The sequence below is a fragment of the Pseudomonas sp. AGC41 genome (genome assembly GCF_057334555.1).
Genome location: NZ_JBHFJB010000081.1, coordinates 72,333 through 91,386, shown reverse-complemented (window position 1 = coordinate 91,386; position 19,054 = coordinate 72,333). Strand labels below are relative to the sequence as shown.

General features: G+C 60.5%; 14 protein-coding genes. 4 read left to right on the top strand and 10 right to left on the bottom strand.

All coding sequences use genetic code 11. From position 1 onward, the window contains the following. Positions 1–88 precede the first annotated feature (88 nt). The 5 genes from topA to ACE04F_RS14075 form a co-directional block, all read right to left on the bottom strand. On the bottom strand, positions 89–2,701 hold the full coding sequence (gene topA / locus ACE04F_RS14095) for a type I DNA topoisomerase (protein ID WP_434573021.1): 2,613 nt from the start codon (positions 2,699–2,701) through the stop codon (positions 89–91). A gap of 115 nt (positions 2,702–2,816) precedes the next feature. Beyond that, positions 2,817–3,053 (bottom strand): DUF1653 domain-containing protein, encoded by a 237-nt coding sequence (locus ACE04F_RS14090; protein ID WP_003199644.1) that lies wholly within the window; start codon positions 3,051–3,053, stop codon positions 2,817–2,819. A 108-nt stretch (positions 3,054–3,161) separates the two neighbouring features. Next, positions 3,162–4,337 (bottom strand): acetyl-CoA C-acyltransferase FadA, encoded by a 1,176-nt coding sequence (gene fadA, locus ACE04F_RS14085; protein ID WP_186636541.1) that lies wholly within the window; start codon positions 4,335–4,337, stop codon positions 3,162–3,164. A gap of 30 nt (positions 4,338–4,367) precedes the next feature. Next, on the bottom strand, positions 4,368–6,515 hold the full coding sequence (gene fadB, locus ACE04F_RS14080; RefSeq protein WP_486107584.1) for a fatty acid oxidation complex subunit alpha FadB: 2,148 nt from the start codon (positions 6,513–6,515) through the stop codon (positions 4,368–4,370). A 484-nt stretch (positions 6,516–6,999) separates the two neighbouring features. After that, positions 7,000–7,437 carry a hypothetical protein gene (locus ACE04F_RS14075; RefSeq protein ID WP_486107582.1) on the bottom strand — a complete coding sequence of 146 codons (438 nt, stop codon included), beginning with the start codon at positions 7,435–7,437 and terminating at the stop codon, positions 7,000–7,002. A 102-nt stretch (positions 7,438–7,539) separates the two neighbouring features. Between ACE04F_RS14075 and ACE04F_RS14070 the strand changes: the two genes are divergently transcribed. Further along, a complete protein-coding gene (locus ACE04F_RS14070) occupies positions 7,540–7,980 on the top strand; it encodes a universal stress protein (protein ID WP_305499988.1) in 441 nt (146 codons plus the stop codon). 126 nt (positions 7,981–8,106) lie between these two features. On the opposite strand, the gene ACE04F_RS14065 is transcribed toward ACE04F_RS14070, so the two are convergent. After that, the gene (locus ACE04F_RS14065) at positions 8,107–10,026 is read right to left on the bottom strand and encodes an ATP-binding cassette domain-containing protein (RefSeq protein WP_486107579.1); all 1,920 of its coding nucleotides are present in this window, start codon (positions 10,024–10,026) and stop codon (positions 8,107–8,109) included. 212 nt (positions 10,027–10,238) lie between these two features. Here ACE04F_RS14065 and ACE04F_RS14060 point away from each other — a divergent pair, with 212 nt between their 5' ends. Beyond that, positions 10,239–12,167 (top strand): transglycosylase SLT domain-containing protein, encoded by a 1,929-nt coding sequence (locus ACE04F_RS14060; protein WP_486107577.1) that lies wholly within the window; start codon positions 10,239–10,241, stop codon positions 12,165–12,167. 145 nt (positions 12,168–12,312) lie between these two features. Here ACE04F_RS14060 and ACE04F_RS14055 read toward each other — a convergent pair whose 3' ends face one another. Then, complete coding sequence (locus tag ACE04F_RS14055; protein ID WP_486107575.1) at positions 12,313–14,091, bottom strand: ABC transporter transmembrane domain-containing protein; 1,779 nt, start codon at positions 14,089–14,091, stop codon at positions 12,313–12,315. Between the two features lie 249 nt (positions 14,092–14,340). Here ACE04F_RS14055 and ACE04F_RS14050 point away from each other — a divergent pair, with 249 nt between their 5' ends. Beyond that, positions 14,341–14,520 carry a PA1571 family protein gene (locus ACE04F_RS14050; protein WP_486107573.1) on the top strand — a complete coding sequence of 60 codons (180 nt, stop codon included), beginning with the start codon at positions 14,341–14,343 and terminating at the stop codon, positions 14,518–14,520. 163 nt (positions 14,521–14,683) lie between these two features. On the opposite strand, the gene pdxB is transcribed toward ACE04F_RS14050, so the two are convergent. Then, on the bottom strand, positions 14,684–15,826 hold the full coding sequence (gene pdxB, locus ACE04F_RS14045; protein ID WP_486107571.1) for a 4-phosphoerythronate dehydrogenase PdxB: 1,143 nt from the start codon (positions 15,824–15,826) through the stop codon (positions 14,684–14,686). A gap of 282 nt (positions 15,827–16,108) precedes the next feature. Here pdxB and ACE04F_RS14040 point away from each other — a divergent pair, with 282 nt between their 5' ends. Beyond that, positions 16,109–17,509: an MATE family efflux transporter gene (locus ACE04F_RS14040; protein ID WP_486107569.1), complete on the top strand. Its 1,401-nt coding sequence runs from the start codon at positions 16,109–16,111 to the stop codon at positions 17,507–17,509. Here the strand turns inward: ACE04F_RS14040 and tusA are convergent. Then, a complete protein-coding gene (gene tusA / locus ACE04F_RS14035; RefSeq protein WP_486107567.1) occupies positions 17,506–17,757 on the bottom strand; it encodes a sulfurtransferase TusA in 252 nt (83 codons plus the stop codon). The two genes, ACE04F_RS14040 and tusA, sit on opposite strands and share 4 nt — an antisense overlap. 195 nt (positions 17,758–17,952) lie before the next feature. Continuing rightward, positions 17,953–19,026 carry a 23S rRNA (cytidine(2498)-2'-O)-methyltransferase RlmM gene (gene rlmM, locus ACE04F_RS14030; RefSeq protein ID WP_486107566.1) on the bottom strand — a complete coding sequence of 358 codons (1,074 nt, stop codon included), beginning with the start codon at positions 19,024–19,026 and terminating at the stop codon, positions 17,953–17,955. Between the last annotated feature and the right edge of the window lie 28 nt (positions 19,027–19,054).

The following is a 19,054-nucleotide window of genomic DNA, read 5'->3' as shown; positions in this document are numbered from 1 at the left end:
CTTTTTTGTGCCTGGAGTGTAGGGGGACGACTACATCGGCGAGCGAGAGCAAGCGCCCTCGCCAACAAAAACCCTCACTCCACCCTGATCAGCGCTTGTCTTCAACCGTCCATTTACCGCCGTCATAAAACGCCTTCCAGCCGGTAGGCTTGCCGTCAACCTCGGTCTGCACGTACTGCTCCTTGGTCTTGCGGCTATAACGAATCACCGCCGGACGACCGTCCGGGTCTTTCTGCGGCGCATCGCAAAGGAAGTGATACTTCGGATCGATTTCGTCCTTGTGCGGGACGATCTCCATTACCAACGGCGCACGGGTTTCACGGTTTTTCGGGAACTGGCTCGCCGCCAGGAACAGGCCAGATGCACCGTCGCGCAAGATGTAGGTGTCATTGACCTTCTCGCATTTGAGCTCGGGCATTTTCACCGGATCCATCTTCGGCGGCGCCGCATCGCCGCTTTTGAGCAGTTTGCGGGTGTTCTTGCAAGTCGGGTTCGTGCAGCCGAAGAATTTGCCGAAGCGCCCGGTCTTGAGTTGCATCTCGCTGCCGCACTTATCGCATTCCAGGCTTGGGCCTTCATAGCCCTTGATACGGTAGCTGCCTTCTTCAATTTCGTAACCGGCACAATCCGGGTTGTTACCGCAGATGTGCAGCTTGCGCTTTTCATCCAGCAGATAGGCGTCCATCGCCGTACTGCAGATCGGGCAGCGATGCTTGCCGCGCAGTACCAGGGATTCCGATTCACCCTCATCGTCCGCAGCGATTTCATCACCTGGCACCAGGTTGACCGTCGCCTTGCAGCGCTCCTTCGGCGGCAGGCTGTAGCCCGAGCAACCCAGGAACACACCAGTCGAAGCCGTGCGGATCTGCATCGGCCGCCCGCAAGTCAGGCATGGAATATCGGTCATCACCGGCTGGTTGGCGCGCATGCCGCTGTCAGGGCTTTCGGCTACTTCGAGTTTTTTCTTGAAGTCGCCATAGAACTCGTCGAGCACGTTTTTCCAGTCCCGCTCACCTTGGGCCACGTCATCCAGGTTCTCTTCCATGCCGGCGGTGAAGCCGTAGTCCATCAGGTTCGAGAAGCTCTCGGACAGGCGCTCGGTCACGATATCGCCCATCTTTTCCGAATAGAAACGACGGTTGTGCAGCGCCACGTAGCCGCGATCCTGGATCGTCGAAATGATTGCCGCATAAGTCGAAGGGCGACCGATGCCACGCTTTTCCATTTCCTTGACCAGACTGGCTTCCGAATACCGTGCCGGAGGCTTGGTGAAATGCTGGGTCGGATCCAGCTTGAGCAGTTTCATCACGTCGCCCTGGGCCATGTCAGGCAGGACATCGTCATCCCCCGGCTTGGTGATCTGCGGCATTACGCGGGTATAGCCGTCGAATTTCAGGATACGGCCCTTGGCACGCAGCTCGAAATCGCCAGCACCGACGCTGACGGTAGTCGACAGGTATTGTGCCGGAAGCATCTGGCAAGCCAGGAACTGGCGCCAGATCAGCTCGTAGAGGCGCTCGGCGTCGCGCTCCATGCCAGACAGCTTGCTTGGCGTGGTGTTGGCGTCGGATGGACGAATCGCTTCGTGAGCTTCCTGGGCGCCTTCCTTACTGCTGTAGACGTTTGGCGTTTCCGGCAGGTATTTCTTGCCGAACTCGCTTTCTATATAAGTGCGCGCCATCGCCACGGCATCGACCGAGAGGTTGGTCGAGTCGGTACGCATGTAGGTGATGTAGCCCGCTTCGTACAGACGCTGGGCCATCATCATGGTTTTTTTCACGCCGAAGCCCAGGCGGTTACTCGCGGCCTGCTGCAGCGTGGACGTGATGAACGGCGCCGAAGGCTTGCTGCTGGTGGGCTTGTCTTCACGCTTGACGATGCTGTAGCTCGAAGCCTTGAGCTTCTCCAGCGCGGCCATGGCCTGCGCTTCATTGAGTGGCTTGAAGGCCTCGCCTTTCTCGCGGGCTACTTCGAAGCGCACGGTAGCGCCCTTGGCGGTACCCAGATCAGCGTGGACTTCCCAATATTCTTCAGGGATGAACGCGCGGATTTCCCGCTCGCGCTCCACCACCAACTTTACCGCCACCGATTGCACACGTCCGGCGGACAGGCCGCGAGCGATCTTGGCCCACAGCAATGGTGAAACCATGTAGCCCACCACGCGGTCAAGGAAGCGGCGCGCCTGTTGGGCGTTGACCCGATCGATATCCAGTTCGCCCGGCTGGGAGAAGGCTTCCTGGATGGCCTTCTTGGTGATTTCGTTGAACACCACGCGCTTGTAGCGGCTGTCATCACCACCGATGGCTTCGCGCAGGTGCCAGGCAATGGCTTCCCCTTCGCGGTCCAAGTCCGTCGCGAGATAGATGGTGTCGGCATCCTTGGCGAGCCGGCGCAGCTCTTCGATGACCTTTTCCTTGCCCGGGAGGATCTCGTACTTGGCTTTCCAGCCGTGTTCCGGATCAACCCCCATGCGCGAGACCAGCTGCTTGCGCGCCTTTTCCTTCGGCGACAGCGCTGGCGCTTCGCCGGCGGCAGCCTTGCCGCGCTTGGCAGCAGGCTCTTTGCTGGCGCTAGCCGAACCGCTGGTGGGCAGGTCTCGGATATGGCCGATACTCGACTTCACCACGTATTGGTTACCCAGATACTTGTTGATGGTCTTGGCCTTAGCCGGGGATTCCACAATGACCAGCGATTTGCCCATGGATCAGAAAATTCCTGAATTCTAAAAAGTGAAAGGCGGTTGGCGCCTGACGCGGCACCGCTATATATAGTGGCTGCAAGGTGAGGTCAAGGGCAGGCTAGCCCTCATGTTGGCCTCAAGGCTTGGAAAAAATGCTCTCCTCGGCCTGCACCAAAGCAAAGCGTGGCACCTGTTCGCCGTCAACCTCGACGGACTCCTCGAACATGCTCAAGGGACGCACCCAAAAGCCGTAATCGCCATACAGGGCTTGATAGAAGACCACTTCTTCCTCGGTCTCGGAATGCCGCGCAATACTGAATACGCGATACTGCGGACCTTTGTAATGTTGGTAGAGCCCAGGTTGTATCGGCATGCTTTGGCCCTCGCTCAAATCTTTTCAAAATAAAAACAAAATCTTTTTTACTGACCCCGGAAAAACAAAAACCGGGGCACTTGGCCCCGGCTTCCATCGACGTGACGCTTAGACGCGTTCGAAGACAGTGGCGATGCCCTGGCCGAGACCAATGCACATGGTGGACACCCCGAAAGTGCCGCCGTTCTGCTTCATGACGTTGAGCAGCGTGCCGGAGATACGCGCACCGGAGCAGCCAAACGGATGACCCAGGGCGATGGCGCCGCCGTGCAGGTTAACCTTCTCGTTCATCTTGTCGAGCACTTTCAAATCTTTCAGCACTGGCAAGGCCTGTGCGGCGAAAGCTTCGTTGAGCTCGAAGAAGTCGATATCGGCAATGCTCAGGCCGGCACGCTTCAAGGCTTTCTGCGTGGCCGGTACTGGACCATAGCCCATGATCGCAGGATCCACACCGGCGACGGCCATCGAGCGAATCACCGCCATCGGCTGGATACCCAGGTCCTGGGCACGCTGGGCCGACATCACGATCATGCACGAGGCACCATCGGTGATCTGCGACGAGGTACCGGCTGTCACGGTGCCGCCCTTTGGATTGAAAGCCGGCTTCAACGCCGCCAGGCTTTCCAGGGTGGTTTCCGGACGAATGGTCTCGTCGTAGTCGAACAGCTTCAGGAAGCCGTTCTCGTCGTAACCCTGCATCGGGATGATTTCATCCTTGAACTTGCCTTCCACCGTCGCCTTGTGGGCGAGCTGGTGGGAGCGCACGCCAAAGGCGTCCTGCTGTTCGCGGGTGATGCCGTGCATCTTGCCAAGCATTTCCGCGGTAAGGCCCATCATGCCCGAGGCTTTCGCCGCGTACAGCGACATGTGCGGATTCGGATCGACGCCATGCATCATGCTCACGTGGCCCATGTGCTCGACACCACCAACGACGAACACATCACCGTTGCCGGTCATGATCGCCTGGGCGGCAGTGTGCAGCGCGCTCATGGACGAACCGCACAGGCGGCTGACGGTCTGGCCGGCCGCGGTGTGAGGAATCTGGGTCATCAGCGAAGCCATGCGGGCGATGTTCCAGCCCTGCTCCAGGGTCTGGTTCACACAGCCCCAGATCACGTCCTCGACCTCGTTAGGGTCGACCTTGACGTTGCGCTCCAGCAACTTGCTGATCAAGTGCGCCGACATGTCCTCGGCACGGGTGTTGCGGTGCATGCCGCCCTTGGAGCGGCCCATCGGCGTACGACCGAAGTCGACAATCACGACGTCTCTAGGATTCAAGCTCATAAATGTTCTCTCGCTCTAGTCGTTGGGCGCTTAACCGAAGAAGCGCTGGCCGTTCTTGGCCATCTCACGCAGCTTCGCGGTCGGGTGGTACAGCGCGCCCAGATCAGCGTACTGGTCAGCCAGGGCAACGAACTCGGCGACACCGATCGAATCGATGTAGCGCAGCGCACCGCCACGGAATGGAGGGAAACCGATGCCGTAGACCAGACCCATGTCGGCTTCGGCGGCGGTTTCAACAATGCCGTCTTCCAGGCAGCGCACGGTTTCCAGGCACAGCGGGATCATCATCCAGTTGATGATGTCCTCGTCGGTGACTTCGCGCTGCTCGTAGACGATCGGCTTGAGCACTTCCAGCACCGACGAATCGGCGACTTTCTTCTGCTTGCCGCGCTTGTCGGTCTCGTAGGCGTAGAAGCCCTTGCCGTTCTTCTGGCCCAGGCGCTTGGCTTCATAAAGCACGTCGACAGCCGAACGGCGGTCATCCTTCATGCGATCCGGAAAACCTTCAGCCATGACATCGCGACCGTGGTGGCCGGTGTCGATGCCGACCACGTCCATCAGGTACGCCGGGCCCATCGGCCAGCCGAATTTTTCCATGATCTTGTCGATCCGCACGAAGTCCACGCCGGCGCTGACCAGCTTGGCGAAACCGCCGAAGTACGGGAACAGCACGCGGTTGACCAGAAAGCCCGGGCAGTCGTTGACCACGATCGGGTTCTTGCCCATTTTTTTCGCGTAGGCCACGGTGGTGGCGATCGCCTGCTCACTGGACTTCTCGCCACGGATGACTTCCACCAGAGGCATCATGTGCACCGGGTTGAAGAAGTGCATGCCGACGAAGTTTTCTGGACGCTTGAGGGCTTTGGCCAGCAGCGAGATGGAAATGGTCGAGGTGTTCGAGGCAAGGATCGTATCTTCCTTGACCTTGTCTTCGACTTCAGCCAGTACCGCCTGCTTGACCTTCGGGTTCTCGACAACGGCTTCGACCACCAGGTCGACATGGCCGAAATCGCCATAGGACAGCGTCGGGCGGATGCCGTTGAGCACTTCGGCCATCTTCGCGGCGGTCATGCGACCTTTGTCGACACGGCCGACCAGCAGCTTGGCAGCTTCGGCCAGACCTTGTTCGATGCCATGTTCGTTGATGTCTTTCATCAGGATCGGCGTGCCTTTGGACGCCGACTGATAGGCAATACCGCCGCCCATGATACCGGCGCCGAGCACGGCGGCCTGCTTCACGTCGCGGGCGATCTCGTCATAGGCCTTGGCCTTTTTCTTCAGTTCCTGGTCGTTGAGGAACAGACCGATCAGGCTTTGTGCAGCCGAGGTCTTGGCCAGCTTGACGAAACCGGCGGCCTCGACTTCCAGGGCCTTGTCGCGACCGAAGTTCGCGGCTTTCTGGATGGTCTTGATGGCTTCGACCGGCGCCGGGTAGTTCGGGCCAGCCTGGCCGGCGACGAAACCCTTGGCGGTTTCGAAGGCCATCATTTGTTCGATGGCGTTGAGCTTGAGCTTTTCCAGCTTCGGCTGGCGCTTGGCCTTGTAGTCGAACTCGCCACTGATGGCGCGCTTGATCGTCTCAAGGGCCGCTTCCTGAAGCTTGCCCGGTTCAACCACGGCGTCCACGGCGCCGACTTTCAGCGCGTCTTCGGCACGGTTTTCCTTGCCGGCGGCAATCCACTCGATGGCATTGTCGGCACCGATCAGCCGCGGCAAGCGCACGGTACCGCCGAAGCCCGGGTAGATGCCCAGCTTGACTTCCGGCAGACCGATCTTGGCAGCAGAGGACATCACGCGGTAATCGGCCGCCAGGCACATCTCCAGGCCGCCACCCAGGGCGATGCCGTTGATGGCCGCAACGGTTGGCACACCCAGGTCTTCGAAATCGCTGAAGATACGGTTGGCTTCGAGGTTGCCAGCGATCAGTTCGGCATCGGGCAGCTTGAAGTTGTCGACGAATTCGGTGATGTCGGCACCGACGATGAACACGTCTTTGCCGCTGCTGACGATCACACCCTTGATCGAAGCATCTGCCTTGATAGTGTCCACGGCCTGACGCAATTCGTTCAGGGTTAGACGGTTGAACTTGTTGACGGACTCACCCTTGAGATCGAACTTCAGTTCGACGATGCCACTTTCAAGAGCCTTAACCGTGATGGCTTTACCTTCGTAAATCATCAACTGATCTCCACGATATGGAAGCTGAACAGTACACGTTGAACGCTGACCGCTGGTTCGGCATGGACATTACCGTCGATGCTACGCCAATCCGCCAGGCACACCCGCCAACGCGATAGTCGGGTTCTGTAGGAACGTTCTGAAAATACAAACGCTCAATTCATACGCCCGTTTGATTTGGGTACGTCACCTTCACGGAATTTCCGACAATTGTCAATCGCCCTAAACAAGCTCCTGAACGCGACTTTACGGTCAGTTTCGGTACCTGCAGATCCGCAACACGACGCCGCATGAGCAGCCATTCATAGAATCAATAATTAGAAAAGTCGCCCTAATTCCAAGCGCACCGTATTCAACCGGCTAAGCTGGTGACAAGACGTTTGAGCGGAGTGAAGAAAGGACGTTCGAACGAACGCCCCGGACAAATGGTTTACCGGCCTGCCTGGCCAACCCGCCCGATGAACCTGTCGGGCTTTTTTACGCCTCAAGCCAAGGCATTGAGCACTGCAGATATATCCTGCAAAACACTGGCCTCGCCTTTTTCGCCCCAGTACAAGGTAATCATCTGCCGGTCGGCTTCAATTTTGTACACGTTGGCGGGCAGCTTGTGGAAATGCGCCAGCAGCGACTCGTCCAGACACGGCTCGCGCCACTGATTGACCCACACCCCAGGAGCGCTCTGCCAGTAGCTCCAAAGGGCCGGCTGCTTGCCACGTCGAGGCCGGTGGTATTGAGCGCAAGGGTTGGGCGGCGGCTGACTGAGCCAGTGCGGCCACTCCTGGGAAGCCAGTTGCATGGCCAGGCCGAGGCGTCGCGCCTCCATGCGCAGGGCCATGCGACCGCTCTGAACACGCGATGGCCGCAACCATGCCAAGGGGCTCAATACCACCAACAGGATTGACACCACTATCCAGACCGTCATATCTGTACTCCCGAATTCTGATGAGCCCGTTGACCCGCATCGCCGTCAATGCGCTTGAAACCAGCCATACTTACCGTATCGCCATTCTCTGGAGTGCTTTTCATGTACTACGAACACGTCCTGGTCGCCGTCGACCTTACTGAAGAATGCGATCCTGTGGTCAAGCGAGCCCTCGCTCTCTGCGAAGGCCGAGATAACAAACTGTCGCTGGTGCATATCGTCGAGCCAATGGCCATGGCCTTCGGCGGCGACGTCCCGATGGACCTTTCCCAATTGCAGCAGCAACAATTTGACCAAGCCAAGGAACGCCTTGATCGACTGATCGTGAAATACCCGGCATTAAAAAAGGAAAACAGTCATCTGACCTACGGCCAGCCGCGCCAGGAAATCCATCACCTGGCCAAGGAGCAGGGCTGCGACCTGATCGTTGTCGGCAGCCATGGCCGCCACGGCCTCGCGCTGCTGCTGGGCTCGACCGCCAACGACGTGCTGCATGGCGCGCCTTGCGATGTGCTGGCGGTGCACCTGGTCAAGCGCTCCTGAGCCATATACCCCCTGTGGGAGCAAGTCTGCTCGCGAAAGCGGTGTGTCAGCCAACATCAATGGCGCTGATCGACCGCTTCGCGAGCAGGCTCGCTCCCACAGGGATTGGCTTCTTGCCTCAGCGAATCAAGCGTCCAGTTCAGCCCAGCGCTCGACCAACGCATCCAGCTCGGCCTGCAACTGCTCCAGATGGGCGATCACCTTGGCGGTTTCGGCCGCTGGTCGCTGATAAAAGCCGGCGTCAGCCATCTCGGCCTCCACCGCTGCAATCTGCTGCTCCTTCGCCTCGATATCGCCAGGCAATGCTTCCAGCTCACGCTGCAGTTTATAGCTGAGCTTCTTTTTCGCAGGTGCAGGCGCGGCGGCGGCAGCAACCGGGGCTGGCTCAGCCTTGACCACCGCCGAATTCAGGTCGGCCTTGCCGGATTTGCTCTCGGTCACACCCAGGAGACGTGGGGAGCCACCCTGGCGCAGCCAGTCCTGGTAACCACCAACGTACTCGCGAACCAGCCCTTCGCCTTCGAACACCAGGGTACTGGTGACCACGTTGTCGAGGAAGGCGCGGTCATGGCTGACCATCAGCACGGTGCCGTTGAAGGTCAGCAACACCTCTTCCAGCAGTTCGAGGGTTTCCACGTCCAGGTCGTTGGTCGGCTCGTCGAGCACCAGCAGGTTCGCCGGCTTGCTGAACAGCTTGGCCAGCAACAGACGGGCGCGCTCGCCACCCGACAATGCCTTCACCGGGGTACGGGCGCGCTGCGGGCTGAACAGGAAATCGCCGAGGTAACTCAACACGTGGCGGCTCTGGCCGTCGATATCGATGAAGTCGCGACCTTCGGCCACGTTGTCGATCACGGTTTTTTCCAGATCCAGCTGGTGGCGCAACTGGTCGAAATAGGCGACGTCGATTTTTGTCCCCTCTTCCACTTTGCCGCTGCTCGGCACCAGACCGCCAAGCATCAGCTTGAGCAAGGTCGTCTTGCCGGTACCGTTGGCGCCCAACAGGCCGATCCGATCGCCGCGCTGCAGGACCATGGAGAAGTCCTTGACCAGGAACGGGCCGCCTGGGTGGGCGAAGCTGACGTTCTCCAGCACCATGACTTGTTTGCCGGACTTGTCGGCGGTTTCCAGCTGAATATTCGCCTTGCCGGTGCGCTCGCGTCGCTCGCTACGCTCCACGCGCAGGGCCTTGAGGGCGCGTACGCGACCTTCGTTACGGGTACGCCGGGCCTTGATGCCCTGGCGGATCCAGACTTCTTCCTGGGCCAGGCGCTTGTCGAACAGCGCGTTGGCGGTTTCTTCCGCCGCCAGCACGGCTTCCTTGTGCACCAGGAAACTCGCGTAGTCGCCGTTCCAGTCGATCAGGCCACCGCGATCCAGTTCGAGGATGCGGGTCGCCAGGTTTTGCAGGAAGGAGCGGTCGTGGGTGATGAACAACACCGCGCCCTGGAAATCCTTGAGGGCTTCTTCAAGCCAGGCAATGGCACCGATATCCAAGTGGTTGGTCGGCTCGTCAAGCAGCAGCAGGTCGGGTTCGGACACCAGGGCCTGGGCCAGCAGGACGCGGCGACGCCAGCCACCGGATAACTCGGCCAGGGTCTTGTCGGCCGGCAGTTGCAAGCGGCTCAGTGTGCTGTCGACCAATTGCTGCAGACGCCAGCCATCACGTGCTTCGAGGTCGTGCTGGACATGCATCAGCTTGTCCAGGTCGGCATCGGTGACGATGTTCTGGCTCAGGTGATGATATTCGGCCAACAGCGCGCCGACACCGTCCAGGCCTTCGGCGACCACGTCGAATACCGTCCGCTCGTCGGCTACCGGCAATTCCTGGGGCAATTCGCCGATCTTCAGGCCGGGCGCGCGCCAGACCGAGCCGTCGTCGGGCTTCTGGTCGCCCTTGACCAGCTTCATCATGCTGGACTTGCCGGTGCCGTTGCGGCCGATGATGCACACCCGCTCTCCACGGGCGATCTGCCAGGACACCTTGTCCAACAACGGCATCGCGCCGAAAGCAAGGGACACATCGCTGAATTTGAGCAGGGTCATGAGCTTCTCCAAAAACCGGGCGCGCATTCTACCTGAGAAGAGGCCTCAAAGGTCCGCCAATTTCGTCTGCGAAGCACTCTACGCAACAATTGTTGCGAACTTGCGCGAACGGCCCTGCAAAGCTTTCGCCGGTTGCTGGCAAAAGGCTAAGCTACAGACAGTTACCCCGGGCTTGCCCCGGGCTTGTCTTGTTTTTTCTGCCCGGACGTATCATGCGCAGTCGCCTTTTCAGTGTTTTATCTTGTTTGTTTGTATGTGCCACTGCCGTTCAGACCGCCCAGGCGGTGGATATTTCCACCCAGCGCCAGTATTACGATGAGGCCAAGCGCGCCCTGGCCAAAGGTGATTCCGGCCCCTATTTGCGCTACAGCCAGGCCCTGCGCGATTACCCGCTGGAACCCTACCTGGCCTACGATGAACTGACCGCGCGCCTGAAAAGCGCGAGTAACGCCGAGATCGAAAAATTCCTCGCCGAGCATGGCGACCTGCCCCAGGCCAACTGGATGAAGCTGCGCTGGTTGCGCTGGCTGGCGGAGCGTGGCGACTGGACGACCTTCGTCAAGTATTACGACCCCAAGCTCAACTTCACCGAACTCGATTGCCTCAACGCCCAATATCAACTGAGCCATGGTCTCAAAGCCGAAGGCTACGCCAACGCCGAGAAACTCTGGCTCACCGGTAAATCCCAGCCGGCGGCCTGCGATGCGCTGTTCGGCATGTGGGCGGCCCAAGGCCAGTTGACTGAACAGAAACGCTGGGAGCGCGCCAAACTGGCCGCCCAGGCGCGTAACTATCCGCTGGCCAACAGCCTGGTCAGCGGCCTGACCACCCTGGCGCCCCGCGGCAGTCTGTTGATCGACGTGGCGCAGAAGCCCGAACTGCTCAACCAGCCTTCGCGCTTCGCTCCCGCCGATGAACCGATGTCCGATGTGGTGAGCCTCGGCTTGCGACGCCTGGCGCGCCAGGACCCGGAAAAGGCCATGGCGTTGCTCGACGGGTATGCCAGCACCATGCATTTCTCTCGAGACGAGAAAGTGGCAATCGCCCGGGAAATCGGTCTGACCCTGGCCAAACGCTTCGACAGCCGCGCCCTCGACGTGATGACCAAATACGACCCGGAGCTGCGCGATGACACTGTCTCGGAATGGCGTTTGCGCCTGTTGTTGCGCCTGGCCCGCTGGGAAGATGCCTATCAGTTGACCCGCCGTTTGCCCGAGTCGCTCGCCACCACCAACCGTTGGCGTTACTGGCAAGCCCGCAGCCTGGAGCTGGCGCAGCCGCAGAACCCGCAAGCGGTGACGCTCTACAAGCAACTGGCCCGGGAGCGTGACTTCTACGGCTTCCTCGCGGCCGACCGCTCCCAGTCACCCTATTCGCTCAACAACAAACCGCTGGTGATGAGCCAGGCGCTGATCAACAAAGTGCGCAATACACCTGGAGTGCGCCGCGCGCTGGAGTTTCATGCACGCGGACAGATCGTCGATGGCCGCCGCGAGTGGTATCACGTCAGCCGCCATTTCAACCGGGACGAGATGGTTGCCCAGGCGAAACTGGCCTATGACCTGAAATGGTACTTCCCGGCCATCCGCACCATCAGCCAGGCCAAATACTGGGACGACCTGGATATCCGCTTCCCGATGGCCCACCGCGACACCCTGGTGCGCGAAGCCAAAATCCGCGGCCTGCATCCAAGCTGGGCGTTCGCCATCACCCGCCAGGAAAGCGCATTCATGGACGATGCCCGCTCCAGCGTCGGTGCCAGCGGCCTGATGCAATTGATGCCAGGCACCGCCAAGGAAACCGCCCGCAAGTTCAATATTCCCCTGGCATCGCCCCAGCAAGTGTTCAACCCGGACAAGAACATCCAGCTTGGCGCGGCTTACCTGAGCCAAGTGCACAGCCAATTCAACGGCAACCGGGTCCTCGCCTCCGCCGCGTACAACGCCGGCCCCGGCCGAGTCCGCCAATGGCTGCGTGGCGCGGACCACCTGAGCTTCGACGTCTGGGTCGAAAGCATCCCTTTCGACGAAACCCGCCAATACGTACAGAACGTGCTGTCGTACTCGGTGATCTATGGCCAGAAACTCAACTCGCCGCAACCGTTGGTGGACTGGCACGAGCGGTATTTTGACGATCAGTAATCACCAGAAGGCCTGATAGAGAACCTGTGTGAGCGAGCCTGCTCGCCAAAGCGCTGTGACAGTCAACATCAATGTTGCTGGCTTATCGCCTTCGCGAGCAGGCTCGCTCCCACATCGGTTTCCCACACTGGATTTCGGCTCGTTGCTATCTTTCAGACGAGTCATGCTGACTGAACTGCAACGCCGCCAACCGCGCATACAGCGCATTACTGGCCACCAACTCCTGGTGAGTGCCCACGGCGACTACCCTGCCCTGGTCCATCACCGCGATCCGGTCGGCATTTTTCACCGTCGCCAGGCGGTGGGCGATGACCAGGGTGGTGCGGTTTTTCATCAGGCTGGGCAGGGCTTGTTGGATGAGGTGTTCGTTTTGTGCATCGAGCGCGCTGGTGGCTTCGTCCAGCAGCAGGATCGGCGCGTCAATCAGCAATGCCCGGGCGATGGCCAGGCGTTGGCGCTGGCCACCGGACAATCCCAGGCCGCCATCGCCCAGATGGGTCTGATAGCCATCCGGCATTTTTTCGATGAAATCATGGGCGTGGGCGATCCGCGCCGCTTCGCGCACTTGTTCATCGGTGGCTTGCGGATTGCCGTAGCGAATATTTTCCTCCACCGTGCCGAAGAACAGTGCCGGGCTCTGCGAGACCAGGGCGAAATGACGACGCAGGTCCAACGGGTCAAGCAAGGTCAGCGGCACGCCATCGAGGTATATCTGCCCTTGCACTGGATCGTAGAACCGCAGCAGCAGGTCGTACACGGTGGATTTACCCGCCCCGGATGGACCGACCAGCGCGACGGTTTCGCCAGCGTTGACGCTCAGGTCCAGGCCATCGACCGCGTAGCTTTCCGGCCGCGACGGGTAGGAAAACCGTACACCTTCAAGTCGCAAGTCGCCCCTGACCCGCTGCGGCAACGTGACAAGGCCCGACGCCGGCGGCTGGATGATGTTCTGCGAACGCAACAATTCGGCAATTCGCTCAGCGGCGCCAGCCGCCCGTTGCAGCTCGCCGATCACTTCGCTGAGCGTACCGAAAGCACTGCCGACAATCAGGCTGTAGAACACGAATGCCGCCAGCTCACCGCCGGAAATGCGCCCGGCGATCACGTCCATGCCACCGACCCAGAGCATCACGCCCACCGCACCCAGCACCAGAACGATCACCAGGGTAATCAACCAGGCGCGTTGGGCGATACGCTTGCGGGCCGTGTCGAAGGCCTGCTCCACAGTGACAGCGAAACGGCGCTCATCCTGGACCTGGTGATTGTAGGCCTGCACCGTCTTGATCTGGCCGAGGGTTTCGGAAACGTAACTGCCAACATCGGCGATGCGGTCCTGGCTCTCGCGGGACAGGCTGCGCACTCGCCGGCCAAAGACCAGGATCGGCGCCAGCACCAGCGGCAATGCAATCACCACGATGCTGGTGAGTTTGGGATTGGTGACGAACAGCAGCACGATGCCTCCAACCACCATCAGCGCGTTGCGCAGAAACAATGACAGCGACGAGCCGATCACCGATTGCAACAGTGTGGTGTCGGCAGTCAGGCGTGACTGGATCTCCGAACTGCGATTGTTTTCATAGAACCCGGGGTGCAGATATACCAGGTGGTTGAACACCTGTCGGCGGATGTCAGCCACCACCCGCTCGCCAATCCACGACACCAGGTAGAAACGCGCAAACGTACCGATTGCCAGCCCCGCTACCAGGACCATGAACAACCCGATCGATTGATTGAGCAGATGCGGCGAGCGCGTCATGAAGCCTTGGTCCACCAGCAACCGGATACCCTGCCCCATGGACAAGGTAATGCCGGCGGTGACGATCAGGGCGAGCAAAGCGCCAACAACCTGCTTGCGGTAGGGAGCGATGAAGCCGCTGGCCAGGCGTATGGCACGGCGTTGTCGGGAAGAAAGCATCAAGAGCATCCGATAATGCAACGGGAAAGGAACTGGTCTGAGATACCGAAACGCAGCGGAACCAATTTGAATCAGAATGACTCAGGTTAAATATGACCGCCAAGATCAGCCGCTAGATGTTATCGGTCTAAAGTCTGGCTGGAAATGCATCGGCGTTTCTGGTTGAGTGGAGCTGTCGCCATGAACCGTCAAGGAGTGTCATGGCTCGGTCACCTGGCGACATTACTATAGGCACGCAACCTGATGAGGAGACAGGCCATGTCCTTGCAACACAGCAGTGAAGACAAGATTGAAGTGATCCGCACGCAACCGGACCAGTCCCTGGGCTGCTCGTTCATCGATGCCCAAGGACGCGAAGTACCGATCACCGAAGACATGATCCAGCAAGCCTGCAGCGAACTGGAAAAACGACTGGTCAAGCCTGCCGAACAAAAGTGATACAGCCCCGTCTTCAACTGAACCCGACCTAGATGTCGGGTTTTTTATGCTTTTGATTTGCTGACTTGCGTGGTGAAGGAGCTTGCTCGCGCTGGACAGTCGCAGTCGGCGACTGCTTCGCAGCCGAGCGGGCGCAAGCTCCCTCGCCACCATTGCTCTACGCTCAAGCAATGGTGGCGCCCAGGGCAGCCACGATATTTTCCAACGTCGCCGATTGCCCTTCGATATGCACCTTCAAGCTGTCGATTTCCCGGCGCGGCGGATAATGCTTGCGCAAGGCATCGAAAGCGCTACGTTGTTCGCTGTCCGTACCGACCAGGCTGCGGCGAAAGTCCGCATCGTCCCGGCGCGGGTCGTACACGCTCCGGCACAAAGCCGCCAGCGCCCAGGCCGGGTCAGTGGCGGCATCCAGCGTGAGGCCGGCGAGCCAGGGCCGTGGCAGCAGCTCGGCGAGACTGACTTCCACCGGCCGCTGCAGAAATCCGCACAAGGCATCATAAATCTGCGCCGTGCCGCGCTGGCGACCATCAAGGCTGTAACCGGCGATGTGCGGCGTGGCGATCACACAGAGGTCGGCCAGATCGACGTCGACTGACGGCTCCTGCTCCCAGACATCCAGCACCGCTTGCAGGTCTTCCCGTTCCAGCAGCACTTCACGAAGCGCCGCATTGTCGATGACCGGGCCGCGCGCGGCGTTGATCAACCAGGTCCCCGGCTTGAGGCTGTTCAGCCGTTGCTCATCGAAAAGGTGCCAGGTCGGTTGCTCGCCGTCGCGGGTCAATGGTGTGTGCAGGCTGATCACATCGCACTGCTCGATAATCTGCTCCAGGCTCAGGTAATCGCCGCCTTCGGCAGCCTGACGCGGCGGATCACAGACTTTCACGGCCCAGCCCAGGTCTTTGAGTACCTTGATCAACCGCCCACCGACCTGCCCCGCGCCGACCACGCCAAAGGTGCGCTGCGCAAGATCCGCGCCTTCGATTTCCGCCAGGGTCATAAGGCTGCCCAGCACATAGTCCACCACTCCACGAGCGTTACAACCCGGGGCACTGGCCCAGTGGATGCCGGCTTCGGCGAAATATTCCAGGTCCAGGTGATCGGTGCCGATGGTGCAGGTGCCGACAAAACGCACCTTGCTGCCTTCCAGCAGCGCCCGATTGACCTGGCTGACCGAACGCACCAGCAGCACGTCCGCCTGCTCGACCAGCGCCCGGTCGATGCCCCGCCCCGGCACGCGGCGGATTTCACCAAAACCTTGGAAAAACGCATCGAGCAGGGGAATGTTTTCGTCGGCAACGATCAGCATGGCAAAGCTCCTTTGGCGGGATGGGCAGTGTAGGCGTTCCGGTTGCTCCGCGCATTACCAGGAGCAAGCAATCCATTGTGGCGAGGGAGCTTGCTCCCGCTGGCCTGCGAAGCGGGCCCAAATGCCAGCGACTGCTGCGCAGCCGAGCGGGAGCAAGCTGCCTCGCCACGAAAGCTGCCGTACTGCCCGATTACAAATCCCCAACACAGGTTTTTTCCTGACCGATGCGTCAAGGCGTAGAATTCGCCGCCTTGCGCTTAATATTTTTCGGATGCTTGCCCTGTGAATCCTCTGATCGACACCCCCGCTCTCTCCCGCCCGGCCCGGGTGCGTCTGGAGCTCAAGACGTTGCTGGCTCTGGCCTTGCCGATCATGGTGGCGCAATTGGCGACCACCGCCATGGGCTTTGTCGACGCGGTGATGGCCGGCCGGGTCGGGCCACGGGATCTCGCGGCGGTGGCGCTGGGCAATTCGATCTGGGTTCCGGTATTTCTGTTGATGACCGGCACGCTGTTGGCTACCACGCCGAAGGTGGCCCAGCGTTTCGGTGCCGGTACGTTTGAACAGATCGGTCCATTGGTGCGCCAGGCATTGTGGCTGGCCCTCGCGGTGGGGCTGAGCGCAACGTTGGCGCTGCTCAGCGCCGAGCCGATCCTGCATCTCATGAAAGTCGATCCCGAACTGATCGGCCCTTGCATGGAATACCTGCGCGGCATCGGCAGCGGCCTCCCGGCGGTGGCAATCTATTACGTGCTGCGCTGCTTCAGCGACGGCTTGGGGCGTACGCGACCGGCGATGGTGCTGGGGCTATGCGGGCTGGCCCTGAACATTCCGCTCAACTACATCTTCATTTATGGACACCTGGGCGTCCCCGCCATGGGTGGTGTCGGCTGCGGCTGGGCCACCGCCATCGTGATGTGGTTCATGGCGGCGGGCATGGCCGCCTGGACACGCTGGGGCCCGATCTATCAATCGAGTCAGCTGTTCAGCCGTTTCGACTGGCCGCAATGGTCGGTCATCAAGCGCCTGCTCGGCATCGGCCTGCCGATCGGCATCGCGGTGTTTGCCGAATCGAGCATCTTTGCGGTCATCGCCCTGCTGATCGGCAGCCTCGGCGCCACGGTGGTGGCCGGGCACCAGATCGCGCTGAATTTCAGCTCGCTGGTGTTCATGATCCCCTACTCCCTGGGCATGGCCGTGACCGTACGGGTCGGCCAGGCGCTGGGGCGTAGCCAGCCTCGGGAAGCGCGCTTTGCGGCGGGTGTCGGCATGGCCACGGCCCTGGCGTATGCCTGCCTGTCGGCGAGCCTGATGTTCGCCTTGCGCGGGCCTATCGCGGCGATCTATACCGCCGACCCCGTGGTGATCGAGGTGGCATCAATGCTGATCGTCTATGCCGCGCTGTTCCAGTTTTCCGATGCCATCCAGGTCACGGCGGCGGGCGCGTTGCGCGGTTACCAGGACACCCAGGTGACGATGATCCTGACGCTCTTCGCTTACTGGGGCATCGGCTTGCCGGTGGGTTACGCCCTGGGCCTGACCGACTGGCTCGGCACCGCCAGCGGCCCAAGCGGATTGTGGCAAGGCTTGATCGTGGGCTTGAGCTGCGCGGCGTTGATGCTGTCGGTCCGACTGACGCGCAGTGCGCGCGGGCAGATTCGCATCAGTCGCTCGATGGGTTAAGCGAGCTTCTTGCGGATCCAGTAGCGGTAGGTGCCATCCACTTCATCCTGGCTGACCAGTTCGTGATCGAGAAACACGCAAAACTTGGGGATATCACGGCGAGTCGACGGGTCGGTGGCAATGACTTTCAGCAATCCGCCGGGGGCCAGGTCACGGATATGCTGGTGCAGCATCATCACCGGCTCCGGGCAGTTGAGGCCGGTTGCATCCAGCGTGCCGTCGACCGGCGTATCGTTCATTTCGCTCATGTTCTACTCCTGAAACTGGCCGCTATTGTCGCGCAATGTCGGCGCTTTTAACAAATGGACACCAACCGTGGCGAGGGAGCTTGCTCCCGCTCGGCTGCACAGCAGTCGTCGCTTTTAAAACCCGACAGGGCATCGGGGTCGCTTCGCAACCCAGCGGGAGCAAGCTCCCTCGCCACAAAGGCTGGCTCTTTGGCTTTAGCGAGACTTCGGCTTCTTGCTATCCAGCCGCCGCAGATGGCACGTCACTTCCTCACGGTCGTGATACAGCTGCTTGCAGCCGATCTCGACCTTGATACCCCGGGCCTTGAAACCCTCGGCGATGCGTTCGAGCAGACGCTTCACCTCGGCGTAACGCTGCTTCATCGGCAGTTTCAAGTTGACCACCGCCTCGCGACAATGCCCCTCGCCAATCCACTCTTCCAGCATCGCCGCATTGCGCGCGGGTTTTTCGACGATGTCACAGACCATCCAGTCCACCGGCTGCTTGGGCTTGAACGTGAAGCCGTCCGCCATCAAGTGCTGCACCAGGCCGGTGTCCATCAGGCTTTCAGCCATCGGGCCGTTGTCGATGGCCGTCACCAGCATGCCCCGGTTGACCAATTGCCAGGTCCAGCCACCCGGCGCAGCGCCGAGGTCCACGCCGGTCATGTCGCTGTGCAGCCGCTCATCCCATTGGTCACGGGGAATGAAATGGTGCCAGGCCTCTTCGAGCTTGAGGGTCGAGCGGCTCGGCGCTTCGCGAGGGAATTTAAGGCGTGGAATACCCATCGGCCACATCGCCGAGTTATTGGCCTCCGCCAAACCTAGGAATACTTCGCGGCCACTCTTGAACGTCAGCAGCAGGCGCGGCTTGTGCGGGTCGTCCACCAGTTTGCCGGCGCCACCCAAGGCCTTGCGCAACGGGCCTTCGAATTTCTTGCAGAAGTTCGACAGCTCTTTGCCGTCGTTGGTATCGACCACTTCCAGCCACAGGCTGCCGCACGTCGGGAAAGCCGCCAGATGGGCGAGGATGACGCTGATGCGGTCCGTCTCCGGCAACTCGATGAACGAGCCACGCGCCCACTGGCGCGGGAAAATCAGCTCGGCAAAGCGCTGTCCACGCATCAGCCGCTCGGCGCCGTCTTCTTCAGTGCAGACGAATTCGGCGCAGGCGCTGGCCGGCTTGGCCTTGGCGTAGCCGGCCACGTTCAGCCGCGCGGCATGTTCGGCGATCTCGGAACAGACCTCGCCCTCGAAGCCCGGTCGGCAGTGCATAAAAAGCGTGTTCATTGAAACTCCGTAGCAAAGCCTGTCACGA